Annotated in this window: 12 protein-coding genes; 4 read left to right on the plus strand and 8 right to left on the minus strand. The window is 71.7% G+C overall.

From position 1 onward, the window contains the following. Positions 1 to 60: 60 nt before the first annotated feature. Positions 61 to 1,068 (plus strand): Gfo/Idh/MocA family oxidoreductase, encoded by a 1,008-nt coding sequence (locus tag B079_RS0129660; RefSeq protein ID WP_018549488.1) that lies wholly within the window; start codon positions 61 to 63, stop codon positions 1,066 to 1,068. Positions 1,069 to 1,157: 89 nt separating this feature from the next. Here B079_RS0129660 and B079_RS0129665 read toward each other — a convergent pair whose 3' ends face one another. Further along, positions 1,158 to 1,715 carry a TetR/AcrR family transcriptional regulator gene (locus B079_RS0129665; RefSeq protein ID WP_018549489.1) on the minus strand — a complete coding sequence of 186 codons (558 nt, stop codon included), beginning with the start codon at positions 1,713 to 1,715 and terminating at the stop codon, positions 1,158 to 1,160. A 155-nt stretch (positions 1,716 to 1,870) separates the two neighbouring features. On the opposite strand from B079_RS0129665, the gene B079_RS0129670 reads away from it, so the two are divergent. Further along, positions 1,871 to 2,917 carry an NAD-dependent epimerase/dehydratase family protein gene (locus B079_RS0129670; RefSeq protein WP_018549490.1) on the plus strand — a complete coding sequence of 349 codons (1,047 nt, stop codon included), beginning with the start codon at positions 1,871 to 1,873 and terminating at the stop codon, positions 2,915 to 2,917. On the opposite strand, the gene B079_RS0129675 is transcribed toward B079_RS0129670, so the two are convergent. The 7 genes from B079_RS0129675 to B079_RS0129705 form a co-directional block, all read right to left on the minus strand. Beyond that, positions 2,905 to 3,105: a hypothetical protein gene (locus B079_RS0129675; protein WP_018549491.1), complete on the minus strand. Its 201-nt coding sequence runs from the start codon at positions 3,103 to 3,105 to the stop codon at positions 2,905 to 2,907. The genes B079_RS0129670 and B079_RS0129675 overlap by 13 nt on opposite strands. 252 nt (positions 3,106 to 3,357) lie before the next feature. Then, positions 3,358 to 4,305, minus strand: a complete 948-nt coding sequence (locus B079_RS0129680; protein ID WP_051095386.1) for an ATP-binding cassette domain-containing protein — start codon at positions 4,303 to 4,305, stop codon at positions 3,358 to 3,360. A gap of 5 nt (positions 4,306 to 4,310) precedes the next feature. Continuing rightward, positions 4,311 to 5,384 (minus strand): ABC transporter permease, encoded by a 1,074-nt coding sequence (locus B079_RS0129685; protein WP_018549493.1) that lies wholly within the window; start codon positions 5,382 to 5,384, stop codon positions 4,311 to 4,313. Beyond that, the gene (locus B079_RS0129690; protein ID WP_018549494.1) at positions 5,384 to 6,403 is read right to left on the minus strand and encodes a sugar ABC transporter substrate-binding protein; all 1,020 of its coding nucleotides are present in this window, start codon (positions 6,401 to 6,403) and stop codon (positions 5,384 to 5,386) included. Before B079_RS0129690 ends, B079_RS0129685 begins: the two co-directional genes overlap by 1 nt. Positions 6,404 to 6,501: 98 nt before the next feature. After that, a complete protein-coding gene (locus tag B079_RS0129695; protein WP_018549495.1) occupies positions 6,502 to 7,365 on the minus strand; it encodes an alpha/beta hydrolase in 864 nt (287 codons plus the stop codon). A gap of 185 nt (positions 7,366 to 7,550) precedes the next feature. Further along, on the minus strand, positions 7,551 to 8,960 hold the full coding sequence (locus tag B079_RS0129700; RefSeq protein WP_018549496.1) for an amino acid permease: 1,410 nt from the start codon (positions 8,958 to 8,960) through the stop codon (positions 7,551 to 7,553). A 317-nt stretch (positions 8,961 to 9,277) separates the two neighbouring features. Beyond that, positions 9,278 to 11,098, minus strand: coding sequence for an FAD-binding dehydrogenase (locus B079_RS0129705; RefSeq protein ID WP_018549497.1), 1,821 nt, complete (start codon positions 11,096 to 11,098; stop codon positions 9,278 to 9,280). A gap of 433 nt (positions 11,099 to 11,531) precedes the next feature. Between B079_RS0129705 and B079_RS0129710 the strand changes: the two genes are divergently transcribed. Continuing rightward, positions 11,532 to 12,680, plus strand: coding sequence for a macrolide family glycosyltransferase (locus tag B079_RS0129710; protein ID WP_026249212.1), 1,149 nt, complete (start codon positions 11,532 to 11,534; stop codon positions 12,678 to 12,680). A 116-nt stretch (positions 12,681 to 12,796) separates the two neighbouring features. Then, complete coding sequence (locus B079_RS0129715; protein ID WP_018549499.1) at positions 12,797 to 13,804, plus strand: sporulation protein; 1,008 nt, start codon at positions 12,797 to 12,799, stop codon at positions 13,802 to 13,804. Positions 13,805 to 13,814: the final 10 nt, after the last annotated feature.

Here is a 13,814-nt window from a genome sequence, read left to right on the forward strand (position 1 = left end):
ACCACACAGAGAACGACCGCACACAGCACCACCGCACACAGAAAAGGAGCAGCCCCGCACATGCGCATCGGAATTCTCGGCCTCGGCCGCATCGGCGCCTTCCACGCCGAGACCCTTTCCGCACTGGACGCCGTCGAGTCGCTGGTCGTCGCGGACCCGGTCGCGGACGCGGCCAAGGCCGCCGCCGAGCGGTACGGCGCGCAGGTGGCGGACTCGCCGGAGGCGCTGCTCGCCGCCGGGGTGGACGGGCTGGTGATCGCGGCGGCCACGGACGCGCACCCCGAGCTGATCCGCGCCGGAACAGCCGCGCGAGTGCCGGTCTTCTGCGAGAAGCCGGTCGCCCGCACCATGGCGGAGGGTGTCGGGGTGCTGCGGGACGTGCGGGAGAGCGGGGTACCGGTGCAGATCGGCTACCAGCGCCGGTTCGACGCGGGGTACGCCGCCGCACGGGACGCCGTACGCGCGGGCGAGCTGGGCGCGTTGCACACGGTCCGGTGCGTGGGCCTGGACCCGGCGCCGCCGCCCGCCGCGTACATCGCCGGTTCCGGGGGCATCTTCCGGGACTGCTCCGTGCACGACTTCGACATCCTGCGGTGGGTGACCGGCCGTGAGGTCGCCGAGGTCTACGCGGTCGGCGGCAACCGGGGCGCCGACTACATCCGGGAGGCGGGCGACGCCGACACCACGGGCGCGGTCCTCACGCTGGACGACGGCACGCTCGTGACGGTCTCCAACTCCCGCCACAACGCCCGCGGTTACGACGTGCGCATGGAGCTGCACGGCTTCGCGGACTCCCTCGCGGTCGGCCTGGACGACAAGCTGCCGATCCGCTCGGCCGAGCCGGGCGTCACCTTCCCCGAAGGCACCCCGCACGACTTCTTCATGGACCGCTTCGCCGCCGCCTACCGCGCCGAACTCACCGCTTTCACCGAGGTGGTGGCGGGCACCCGCCCCTCCCCCTGCACGGTCGAGGACGCGCTTGAGGCGGGCTGGATCGCCGAGGCGTGCACGCTCTCGCTGCGCGAGCACCGACCGGTGACGCTCGCGGAGGTCCGTACGACGACCTGACCATGACAGCACCGGCCCACCCGGCGCCGCACCGGCCCACCCGGCGCCGCACCGGCCCATCCGGCGCCGCCCCGGCCGAACGCCCGCCCTCAGGCCCGCAACCCGTCCACGATCAGCCCGAGAATCCGCTCCGCCCGCGCCTCCCCGTCCCGCGCCGGGTCGATCCGCCACAGCACGCTGAGCTGGAGCAGTACGTCCTCGGGATCGACCCCGGCCTTGAGGGTGCCGTCCGCCGCGCCCGCGTCCAGGAGTACGCCGATCGCCCCCAGGAAGGGGTCGTAGAACTCGTCCTCGCGGCCCGCGCCCGTCGCCGCGTGGATGACCTCGGCCACGCCGAACTTGAGGCGGCCGTACCGCGCGACCTCGTCGAACCACAGGCGCAGGGCGGTCAACGGGGCATGGGCGTCGCGGAGTTGGGGCGCGAGGTCGATGAGGTGCTGGAGGTCGTTGCGGTACAGCTCCATGATCAGCGCTTCCCGGGTCGGGAAGTGCCGGTAGAGCGTGCCGATGCCCACCCCCGCCTTCTTGGCGATGGCCGTCAGCGAGGCGGTGCTCGACGCGGCGATCTCCTCGCGGGCGACGGCGAGGATCCGCGCGCGGTTGTCGCGGGCGTCTTTCCGGGTGGGCTTGGCGGGCTGCGCGTTCACGGATGCGGTTTCCGTCCGGTCTCGGATTGCTAAGCGGAGGGGTCTCCGGTACGTTGGGAAACAGAGCCGGAGGGCCCTCCGTTTTCTGTCATTCTGGCACACCCCTCTCCCCCACACCCCCTTCCCGGACACCCCCTTCCTCCGTGAGGACAGTCATGCCCGAACTCGTCCTGGTCACCGGCGGCACCGGCTACATCGCCGGCTGGTGCGTCACCGAACTGCTCCGGCGCGGCCACTCCGTACGCGCCACGATCCGTACCCCCGGCCGCGAACAGGCCGTCGTCGACGCGGTCGCCCCCGAGGTCGGCCCCGGCGACACCGACCGGCTGAGCTTCGCCGTCGCCGATCTCACCGCCGACGCGGGCTGGGACGAGGCGATGGTCGGCGTCGACCGTGTCCTGCACGTTGCCTCGCCGCTCGGCGCCACGGAGTCGGGCGACCTCGTCACCCCGGCCCGCGACGGCACGCTGCGGGTGCTGCGCGCCGCGACCCGGGCCGGAGTCGCCCGCGTGGTGATGACGTCCGCCGCGAACGCCGCGAGCCCGTCCTCGTACGCCACCGACGGCGTCACCGACGAGACGCTGTGGACCGACCCCGACGATCCGTCGCTCATCCCCTACCGGCGGGCCAAGACCCTGGCCGAGCGGGCGGCCTGGGACTTCATGGCCGCGCACGACGGTCCGACCGAGCTGACCACCGTGCTGCCCGGCGCCGTATTCGGCCCCGTCCTCACCGCCGATACCCAGGGTTCCGTCGGCATCGTCGCCCGGATGCTCTCCGGCAAGATGCCCGGCGTCCCCCGGATCGGGCTGGAGATCGTGGACGTGCGCGACCTGGTGGACGTCCATCTGCGGGCCATGACGTCACCGGCCGCCGCAGGCCAACGCTTCCTCGCCACCGGTGAGTTCCTGTGGATGGCGGACATGGCGCGCGTGCTGCGGAACGGCCTCGGCAGCCCCTGGGCGGGGCGCGTGCCGACCCGTAGGCTGCCCGACTTCGCCGTACGGCTCGCGGCGCGGTTCGGCGACCCCACGCTGCGCGAGATCACGCCCGCACTCGGGCGCCGCAACCGGCACTCCACCGAGAAGGCCCACCGGCTGCTCGGCTGGCAGCCCCGGCCCGCCGCGCAGGCCGTGCTGGACTGCGCGGAGAGCCTGATCGCCCACGGTGCCGTACGGATCGAGGCGGCTCAGCCGCAGTAGCGCACCAGCCACTCGTCCGCGTGGTAGCGGTCGCGCGCCGGGTCCGGAGCGGTCGCGGGCCTGGTCTCGACCATGTCCTCGGGGCGTATCCGCTCGGGCAGCGCGCCGAAGCGGTCGTGGCGCTCCCTGTCCGTCGTCCCCTCGGTGTCACGGGGCGTGGGCCGGAGTCGCGTGGTGCGGTGCGTCATGCCGTCCTCCCGTCTTCCGCCCTCGCGGGCGGCCCCTGCCATCGGCCACAACGCTGTCAACGGTCATAACGCCCATCCACGCCCGGCGGTTCCCGGCCACGGCAGGCTGATTCCGACCGCGTCGGGCGATTCCGACCGCACCCCGCAACTCCCGGCCACGGCTGACTTCCTCCGGCCGCTCCCGAACACTTCCGGAAAACGTGATGCCGCTCGGGCGCACCCCCACGCGGGGCCACCCGAGCGGCATCACGATCAGACGCCCGCCCCCGAGGACCCTGCCGAGCCCGACGGCCCGGACGAGCTGGGCGACCCCGACGAGCTGACCGAGCCGGACACCCCCGACGCCCCGGCCGCCGCCGATCCCCCGTCCCCCGTGCCGTCCCCCGTGGGCAGCCCCTCCACATCAACCCCCCGCACCTGCGCCAGCTCATGCCGCAGCGCCGCGAGTTCCGCCCCGCCCGCCATGTGGTTCGTCAGCTGCTCCAGCGTGATGTCACCCCGCGCCGCGCTCAGTTCGAGCGTGCCGAGGCGCAGCACGCTGAAGTGGTCGCCGACCATATAGGCGTGGTGCGGATTGTGGGTGATGAAGATGACGCCGAGCCCCCGTTCGCGGGCGGCGGCGATGTACTTCAGCACCACACCGGACTGCTTGACACCGAGCGCGGCGGTCGGCTCGTCCAGGATGAGCACCCGCGCGCCGAAGTACACCGCGCGGGCGATGGCCACGCACTGGCGCTGGCCGCCGGAGAGCGTGCCGATGGGCTGTTCCAGGTCGTCCAGGGCGATGCCCATGGCGCGCAGTTCGCGGTCGGCGGTCTCCTTCATGCGGGCGATGTCCAGGCGACGGAACGGCCAGGGCCCCTTGGTGAGTTCGGAGCCGAGGAAGAAGTTCCGCCACACCGGCATGAGGGGGACGGTGGCGAGGTCCTGGTAGACGGCGGCGATGCCTTTGGCAAGGGCGTCGCGCGGGCTGTCGAAGCTCACCGGCTCGCCGTCCACGAGGAATTGGCCCTCGCTGTGCCGGTGCAGCCCCGAAATGATTTTGATGAGGGTGGACTTGCCCGCGCCGTTGTCGCCGAGCACGCAGGCGACCCGGCCCGCCTCGACCGTCAGGTCCACCCCGTGCAGGGCGCGTACATTGCCGTACGACTTGCCCGCGTCGCGCAACTCCACGAGGGGAGCGGTGTCTTGGTCGGTCATCGTCTTCACCTCCGCGTCGCCGTGCGCTGGACCCACAGATTGATCAGGACGGCGCCGAGCAGCATCACGCCGAGGAAAGCCTTGAACCAGTCGGGGTTCCAGCCCGCGAAGACGATGCCCTGGTTGACCATGCCGAACATGAACGCACCGAAGACGGGCCCGATCGCGGAGCCGGAGCCGCCGGTGAGCAGACAGCCGCCGATCACCGCCGCGGCGATGTAGATCAGCTCCTGGCCGACGCCCTCGCCGGACTGCACGGTGTTGAAGGAGAACAGGTTGTGCATCCCGGTGAACCAGGCGCCGAAGCCCACCAGCATGAACAGCGTGATCTTGGTGAAGTCGACCCGTACGCCCACCGCGCGGGCGCTCTCCTGGCTGCCGCCGACCGCGAAGATCCAGTTGCCGTACTTGGTGCGCAGCAGCACCCAGGTGGCCAGCGCGGCGAAGGCCAGCCAGTAGAAGACGGTGATCTTCACCTGGACCCCGCCGATGTCCACGGAGGACGCGAAGACCGCCTTGGCCTGCTCGAAGCCGTCCATGTCACTGACGTCGTCGGTCGCGACGTTCCCGGTGACCAGCTTCGTCACCGCCAGGTTGACGCCCTGGAGGATCAGGAACGTGCCGAGGGTGACGAGGAAGCTGGGCAGCTTGGTCCTGACCACCATCCAGCCGTTGAAGGCGCCGATGGCGAGGGAGAGGACGAGGGAGACGAGCACTCCGGTCCACACGTTCACGGTCAGCTGGTAGCTGATCATGCTCGCGGTGAGCGCGGAGGTGATCACCGCGACGCCCGAGGACAGGTCGAACTCCCCGCCGATCATGAGGAGGGCGACCGGGAGGGCCATGATGCCGATGGTCGAGCACTGGTAGAGCACCGTGGCCATCGAGTCGCCCTGGCGCAGCGAGGGCGCGGCGATCAGGAAGAAGACGAAGACGGCGGCGGCGCCGAGGAAGACACCCGTCTCGGGCCGGGCGAGCAGCCTGAGCGCCAGGGGGCGCCGGGCCGTACGGCCGTCCGCCCGGGCGGGACCAGGTGCCGGTGGCGCGGTCGCCGGACCGGCCTGCGACGCGGTGCTCATCACCGCGTCCCCTTCGCCGCGAACGCCGCGACCCGGTCCACGTTGGACTTGTCCACGAAGGCGGGCCCGGTCAGCACGGGCTGCTCGCCGCCGCCGCTGTAGTTGCCGTTGTTCTTGTACAGCCACAGGGAGTCGACGGCCAGATAGCCCTGGAGGTACGGCTGCTGGTCGACCGCGAACTGGATGGTGCCCTTCTTGATGGCGCCGGTCAGGTCCTTGTTGAGGTCGAAGGTGGCGACCTTGGCCTTGCTGCCCGCGTCGGCGACGGACTGCACGGCGGTCATCGCGAAGGGGGCGCCGAGGGTGACGACGTAGTCGAGGGACTTGTTCTGCTTGAGCTTGGCGGTGATGGTCGACTTCACGGACGGCATGTCGGTGCCGGTCACGTACAGCGTCTGGAGCTTGCCGGAGAAGGTCTTCTTCACGCCGTCGCAGCGCTGGGTGAGGCCGACGTTGCCCTGCTCGTGGATCACGCAGACGGCGTTCTTGGCGCCGACCTCGTCGAGCTTCTTGCCGAGGGCTTCGCCCGCTACCGACTCGTCCTGGCCGAAGAACTGGAGGAGGCCGAGCTTCTTCCAGTCGGCGAGGCCGGAGTTGAGGCCGACCACGGGGATCTTGGCCGCGTCGGCCTTGGCTATGACGTCCTTCATGGCGCCGGGCTTGGCCAGGGTGACCGCGATGCCGTCCACCTTGCGGTCGATCGCGTTCTGCACGAAGTTGGCCTGGTTGCCCGCGCTCGGGTCGGCGGAGTAGCTCAGCTCGATGTTGTCCTTGGCGGCGGCGGCCTCGGCGCCCTTGCGGACGATGTCCCAGAAGGTGTCGCCCGGCCCCTGGTGGGTGACGAGCGCGACCTTCATCCGGGGGGTGTCGGCCTTGCCCGCCGAGGTGCCCGTCCCTCCCCCTTCGGCCTTCTTCCCGCCCGAGCTGCTGGAGCAGCCGGCGAGGGTGAGGGCGGTCGCGGCGGCCACCGCGACGACCTGGGCCAGTCCGCGCGAACGCGAGCGAGAAGAGCGGTCCATCTTTCCTGCACCTCACTGTGCTACGGAGGGGAACTGCTGTTGCGTCGGCCGCGATACAAGTCCCTGCGCGGGCCACTGTCAATACTTTGTAAGGACATTTACGCGTTCGACACCGTCGACCCGGCGATCTCCGCGAGCAGCCGGGCCGCCGGTTCCGGACGGACCATCCACAGCAGATGGCTGCTGTCGAGGGTGCGTACGTCGAAGGGGTGGTCCGGGGTCAGCGCGTCGCCCTCGCGGATCAGCCGGTCCTGGAGGGCGAGCGGCAGACTCGCGTCCCCGGCGAGGCGGACGTACGTCCTCGGGATGCGGCCCCAGGTCGCGGCGCGCGCCCGGTCGTCCGGGCCGCCCCCGTCCAGGCTCTCGTCGGGCTGGAGCGTGGCGAGGAACGCCAGCAGTTCGTCGTCGGTGCCGTCCGCGAGGAAGGCGGCCCTGAGCCCGGCGAGCGCACGGTCGTCGGCGGTGCGGAAGTTGCCGCGGATCAGGCCCAGCTCGGCCGGGTTCCCGGCCAGGACGAGGCCGAGCATGTCGGGATCGACCGTGGCCATCTCGGGCTCGGCGTAGTAGGCGGCGACCTCCAGGTCGACCGGGCACCAGGCGGCGACGTAGACGAGCCGGTCGATCAGGTCGGGCCGGGTGTTGGCCACGGCGGTGGCGACGACGCCGCCCCGGCTGTGCGCCACGAGCACGACGGGACCGTTCGCCTTGGCCCGCTCCAGGACTGCGGTCAGATGGGCGACGTTGTCCGCGTGGGTCACGCCCTTGAGCGCGCCGGGCGTGGTGGCGAGCCCTTCGGGGTCCTGCGGGGCCTGGTAGGCATGCGGATACGTCGCGCCGAAGCCGTGTCCCGGCAGGTCGACGGCGACCGAGCGGTGCCCGAACAGGCCCAGCTCGGCCTGGAGCGGCGCGAAGGAGAAGGAGTTGGCGAAGGCCCCGTGGACCAGTACGACCGTCGGCTGCATCTGTCCGCCCGCTTTCCGCCCTCGTGGGGCCCCGTTGTCCGGAGTGCCACGCTACGCAGCGCATGATCACCGGCACTAGTGGTGGGAAGCGCTCCGCTTGTGCAGTTCGGCGGTACGACGGAGCCCGGCGGCCCCTTTCGGGGACCGCCGGGCTCTGCGCGTGTCCAGGTGCCGGTCCGGTGGTGTCAGGCTTCGGCCCGGCGCCGCCGCCCGGCCATCACGGCGTAGACGAGGATGCCGACGAAGAGGAACAGCACGCCCTGGTAGACCGCCGCGTAGCCCGCGCCCGCGACCAGCCAGATCGAGAATCCGGCGGCGACCGAGGCGATCACGGCGTCGCGGATCAGGCGGCGCTTGTCGACGGCCTCGCGGCGGCCGGAGGCGAGGTGGTAGAGCTGCGCGGCCGTGGCCAGCAGGTACGGCACGGTCGCCGTGAAGGTGGTGACCAGGACCAGGACCTCGAAGACGTGCGCCGAGCCCGCCATGAAGTTGTAGACGGTGAGCAGCGAGGACAGGACGACGGTCACGCCGACGCCGACGGTCGGCACGCCCCGGCGGCGCCGGGTGAAGGCGGCCGGGAAGAGCCCGTCGCGCGCGGCGGCGTACGGGGTCTGCGCGCTGAGCAGGGTCCAGCCGTTGAGGCAGCCGGTCATCGAGACCAGGGCCGCGAGGGCGACGGCCCAGCCGCCCCAGGTGCCGCCGAACATCGCGTTCACGGCGTCGGAGAACGGCGCGGTCGACTTCACCAGGTGGCTGTGGGAGACGGTGCCGAAGACCGACACGGTGCCGAGCAGGTAGACGAGCGCGGCGCCGACGGTGCCGATGACGGTGGCGCGGCCCACGTTGCGGCGGGCGTCGCGGACCTCGCCCGCGCTGACGGCGGCGGACTCCACGCCCAGGTAGGAGTAGAGCAGCAGGGCGGCGGAGGCGGAGACGGCGCCGATCGCGCTGCCGCCGCCCGCGTTGAACGAGCCGAGCTTGGCGGGGTCGAAGAAGAACAGTCCGCCGACCGCGACGAGCAGCAGCGGGAGGAACTTCAGCACGGTGGAGACCAGCTGCACGGCGCCCACCCAGCGGGTGCCCGCGAAGTTGGCGAGGGCCGGGAGCCACTGGATGACCAGGGCGGCCAGGCACGCGGTCCAGCGGTGGTGGCTGACCGGGATCAGTACGTCGAGGTAGCCGACGGCGGCGACGGCGAGCGCGGCGTTGGACACCCAGGTGGTGATCCAGTACGCCCAGGCCGCGAGGAAGCCCGCGAAGTCGCCGAACGCCTCGCGGGCGTAGACGTACGGGCCGCCGGTGCGCGGGTCGCGCTCGGCGAGGCGCCCGAAGACCAGGGCGAGTGCGATGGCGCCGACGGTCAGGACGCCGAGGGCGACGAGGCTGACCGTGCCGTAGGGGGCGACGGAGGCGGGGAGCAGGAAGATGCCTCCGCCGATGATGTTGCCCATGACCAGGGCGGTGGCGACGGGCAGCCCGAAGCGGCGGGCGTGCTTGCTCGCGCTGCCGCCCGGTTCCCCGGCCGGGGTGTCGGCAGAGGCTCCGGCAGGGTCGGCCGCCGGAGCCGGCGGCGGGACGGTCCCGGTGACGTGCATGGGTGGGTATTACCTCTCGGGGAACCGGCCGTGACCGGAGCGGGGACGGGTGGCGACCGGGCTCACGGAGCGGACCGGCGGACGGACGTCCTCGGAGCACGGGACCGAGCCCAATGGTCGGTGATGCCCCGAGTCGTCGCCAAATCGCCGCTTCTTGTCCCGCTCCGTCAGCGTGATCACGCAAAAACCACGCTTACGGGGCGTTGACACCGACAGATGTTCACCCACGCCGTCGGCCGCCCGTCCGGCGCCGGGTCGCTCCCTGGGCCGTGTACGACCCCTCCGACCTCGGCCGATCCACCTTTCCGGTGCCTTTTTCAGGTCGCCGTCGCCGCAGCCGCCGCGCGTCCCGCCTGGCGGCCGGAGAAGAGGCAGCCGCCGAGGAAGGTGCCCTCCAGGGAGCGGTAGCCGTGGACCCCGCCGCCGCCGAAGCCCGCGACCTCGCCCGCCGCGTACAGCCCGGGGACCGGCTCGCCGGAGGCGTTCAGCACCCGCCCGGACAGGTCGGTCTGGAGGCCGCCGAGGGTCTTGCGGGTGAGGATGTTGAGCCGTACGGCGATCAGCGGACCGGCGGAGGGATCGAGGATCTTGTGCGCGGAGGCGGTCCGGCTGAGCGAGTCGCCGATGTAGGTGAGGGCGTTGCGGATGCCCATGACCTGGGTGTCCTTGGTGTACGGATTGTCGATCTCGCGGTCGCGGGCCTCGATCTGCCGCTTCAGGTCCGCCAGGTCGATCAGGTTGTCGCCGGTGAGCTTGTTCATGCCCGCGACCAGCTCGGACAGGCTGGTGGCGACCACGAAGTCCGCGCCGTTCTTCTTGAACTTCTCGATCGGCTCCGGGGTCTGCCAGATCCGGGAGAGCAGCTGCCAGACGTTCTTGTTGGTGAGGTCCGGGTTCTGCTCGGAGCCGGAGAGCGCGAACTCCTTGGCGATGATCTTCTGTGTGGTGACGAACCACGAGTAGTCGTACCCGCTCGCGGTGATCGACCCGAGGGTGTGCAGGGTGTCGTAGCCGGGGATGTCGGGGGCGCCGAAGCGGCGGCCTGTGGCGTCGAACCACATGGAGGACGGCCCCGGCAGGATGCGGATGCCATGGCCGGGCCAGATGGGGGCGTAGTTGCGCAGCCCCTCGGTGTAGTGCCACATGCGGTCCGGGTTGACGATACGGCCGCCCGCGCGCTCGGTGATGGCGAGCATCCGCCCGTCCACATGTGCGGGCACACCAGTGACCATGGATTTCGGTGGGGTGCCGAGCCGTGTGGGCCAGTTCTGGCGCACGAGGTCGTGGTTGGCGCCGATGCCGCCGGAGGTGACGATCACCACTGGGGCGCGTAGCTCGAAGTCGCCGACGACGGTACGGGAGCTGGGCGTGCCCCGGGCCGCGCTGCTGGGCTCCAGCAAGGCGCCGCGCACTCCGGTGACCGCGCCGCCGGTCGTGACGATGCCGTCGACTCTGTGCCGGAACTTGAAGGTGACCTTCCCGGCCGCGACCGCCGCCCGGACCTTCTTCTCGAACGGCTCGACCACGGCCGGGCCGGTGCCCCAGGTGACATGGAAGCGGGGCACCGAGTTGCCGTGGCCGTCCGCGAGTCCGCCGCCGCGCTCGGCCCAGCCGACGATCGGGAACCACTGCACGCCGAGCCCGGACAGCCACGACCGCTTCTCGCCGGACGCGAAGTCCACATACGCCTGGGCCCACTTGTAGGCCCAGTGGTCCTGGCCCTTCGGGTCGTCCACGTCCCGGTCGAAGCCCGCGGTGCCGAGCCAGTCCTGCCAGGCCAGGTCATGGGTGTCCTTGACGCCCATGAGCCTTTGTTCGTCGGAGTTCACGAAGAAGAGCCCGCCGAACGACCAGAACGCCTGGCCGCCGATGCTGGCCTCCGGTTCCTGGTCGAGCAGCAGCACCTTGCGTCCTGCGGCGGCGAGTTCGGCCGTCGCGACGAGTCCGGCGAGCCCGTGGCCGACGACGATCGCGTCGGCGTCCTGCGACTCGGCGGCGAAGGCGGGGAACGCGTGCGCGGCCAGCGCGGCGCCCGCGAGCACGCCACCGGTGACGGTGAGGGCGCGGCGACGGGTGATGCCCGTGGGGATATCTGCGGGGATGCCCGTGGGAGGGGTGGGAGCGGTGGGGTGGTCCATGGCTGCCTTTCGTCAGGGGGGTGCTGACGGTGCGGGAGGGCATGGGGGTGCGACAGAGCAGGGTGGGGCGCTGTGGGCGCGGCCTGGGGAGTCCGGCGAGCGCCGCCGACAGGTGTTACCGACGGTAGCTCACGGGGTTTCCGTCGAACAGGGTGTTGCACGGGGGTTCCGGTACGGCGCGCGCGGAGTTCCGTCCGGGGGCCCGCCGGAAATTGCGGTGCCGCGCGGCGCACGGGCGGCTAGGGTCACGGACATGCATCTTCCGATCTACGGCTGAGCACCCCGGGGCGATGCCCCGGCCCTCCTCCGGCAGCCCCGTGCGCCCCCTCGCAGAGGCCCGCGCACCGGCTCGCCGTGTCCTCATCCCCGTAGAAATGAGTGAGCTTCCGTGCATCCCACGCCTTCCGCGTCCCGTCGCCGTGCCCACATCGCGATGGTCGGCATCCCCGCCGTCAGCCACATCCTGCCGAGCCTGGAGATCGTCCGCGAGCTGGTCGAGCGCGGCCACCGGGTGACCTACGCCAACGACCCCGCCGTGACCGACCTGGTCACCTCCACCGGTGCCGAACTGGTGCCCTGCCCCTCGGTGCTGCCGGTCGCCGACCACCAGTGGCCCGAGGACGCCATCGGCGCGATGAGCCTCTTCCTGGACGACGCGATCCAGGCACTCCCCCGCCTCCGCGCCGTCTACGACGCGGACCCGGCCGACCTCTATCTGTACGACATCGGCGCCTACGCGGCGCGCGCCCTCGCGGAGTCGCAGGGCAGGCCGCTGGTCCAGCTCTCCCCCACCTATGTCGCCTGGGACGGCTACGAGGAGGAAGTCGGCTCGCAGATCCGGCAGTTGCCGGGCGCCGACGCCTACCAGGCGCGGTTCGCGCGGTGGCTCGCCGACTGCGGGGCGTCCACGACCGATGTGGACAGCTTCTCCGGCCGCCCCGAGCGCGCCCTCGCGCTGATCTCCCGGGCGATGCAGCCGCACGCCGAGCGGGTCGACACCGGTGCCGTGACGTTCGTCGGTCCCTGCTTCGACCTGAGCGCGGACGCGGACCGCTGGACCCGCCCCGCCGACGCCGAGAACGTGCTGCTGGTCTCGCTCGGCTCGGCCTTCACCCGGCAGCCCGAGTTCTACCGTCAATGCCTCGCCGCCTACGGCGAGTTGCCCGGCTGGCACGTCGTCCTCCAGATCGGCAAGTACACCGACCCGGCCGAGCTCGGCACCATCCCCTCCCACGTCGAGGTGCACTCCTGGGTGCCGCAGCGGGCGATCCTGGAGCAGGCGGACGCCTTCGTCACCCACGCGGGCATGGGCGGCTGCGGCGAGGGGCTGATGGCGGGCGTCCCGATGATCGCCGTCCCGCAGGGCGCCGAGCAGTTCATGAACGCCGACCGGCTCGTGGAGCTGGGCGTCGCGCGCCGTATCGACACCGCCGAGGCCACCGGCGAGCGGCTGCGGGCGGCCCTGCTCGAACTGGTCACCGATCCGGAAGTCGCCCGTCGTTCAGCGAAGTTGCGGGCCGAGGCGCGGGCGGAGGGCGGCACCCGGCGGGCGGCCGACCTCATCGAGGCCATGCTGCCCTGAGTCCGTGTTCCTCGCCTCCCGGCCCGTATCCGGCGCTATGCTTCTACAAGCTTGTAGAAAAAACGGTGGTCACCGCCGTTTCGCGGGTGACTCGCACGTAAAGGAGTGAACGCCGGATGGTGTTCAAGAAGCTGCTCGGTTCGCTCGGTGTGGGAGGGCCCACCGTCGACACGGTGCTCGACCCCGGCCCCGCGCTGCCCGGCGGCACGCTCTCGGGGCAGGTCCATCTCCGGGGCGGGAAGGCCGACTTCGACATCGACCACATCACCCTCGAACTCGTGGCCCGCGTCGAGGCCGAGCACGAGCACGGGGAGAGCGAGGGCGCGGTCGTCTTCGACCGGTTCACGGTGGGCGGCGGCTTCCGGCTGCGCGAGGGCGAGAGCCGGAGCGTCCCGTTCAGCGTGACCCTGCCCTGGGAGACGCCGGTCACCGAGCTGTACGGCCAGCCGCTCGGCATCGTGCTCGGCGTGCGCACCGAACTGGCCGTCGCCGGGGCCAAGGACAAGGGCGACCTCGACCCGCTCACGGTGGGTCCGCTGCCCGTCCAGGAAGCGGTGCTGGAGGCGCTGGGGCAGCTGGGCTTCGGATTCCGGTCGGCCGACCTGGAGTTGGGGCGCATCGCCGGTAGCGGCCAGCAACTCCCCTTCTACCAGGAGATCGAGCTGACCCCGGCGCCGCAGTACGCCGACCAGGTGCGGGAGTTCGAGCTGACCTTCCTCGCCGGTCCCGGTGGCGCGGAGGTCGTCCTGGAGGCCGACAAGCGTGGCGGCTTCCTCTCCGCCGGGCACGACGCGCTCGCCCGGTTCACCGTCTCCCACGACGACGCGTCCCGGCCGGACTGGAACACGGTGGTCGACGGCTGGTTCCGCCAGCTCGCCGAGCGGCGCGCCTCGTACGGGGCTCCCGGACCGTACGGCCACGACGCGTCGTACGGGCACGGCCCGTCGTACGGCCACGAGCACGCGCACGGTCACGACGGCGACCGCCACCGCTCCGGTCCCGGGATGGGTACCGCCATCGCGGCGGGCGCGGCGGGTCTGGCCGTCGGTGTCGTGGGCGGCATGGTCGCGGCCGAAGTCGTGGACGAGGTGGGCGACTTCTTCGAGGGTGACGAAGAGGACTGAGCAAGCGTCT

Source organism: Streptomyces sp. LaPpAH-108 (assembly GCF_000373625.1).
Lineage (GTDB): Bacteria > Actinomycetota > Actinomycetes > Streptomycetales > Streptomycetaceae > Streptomyces.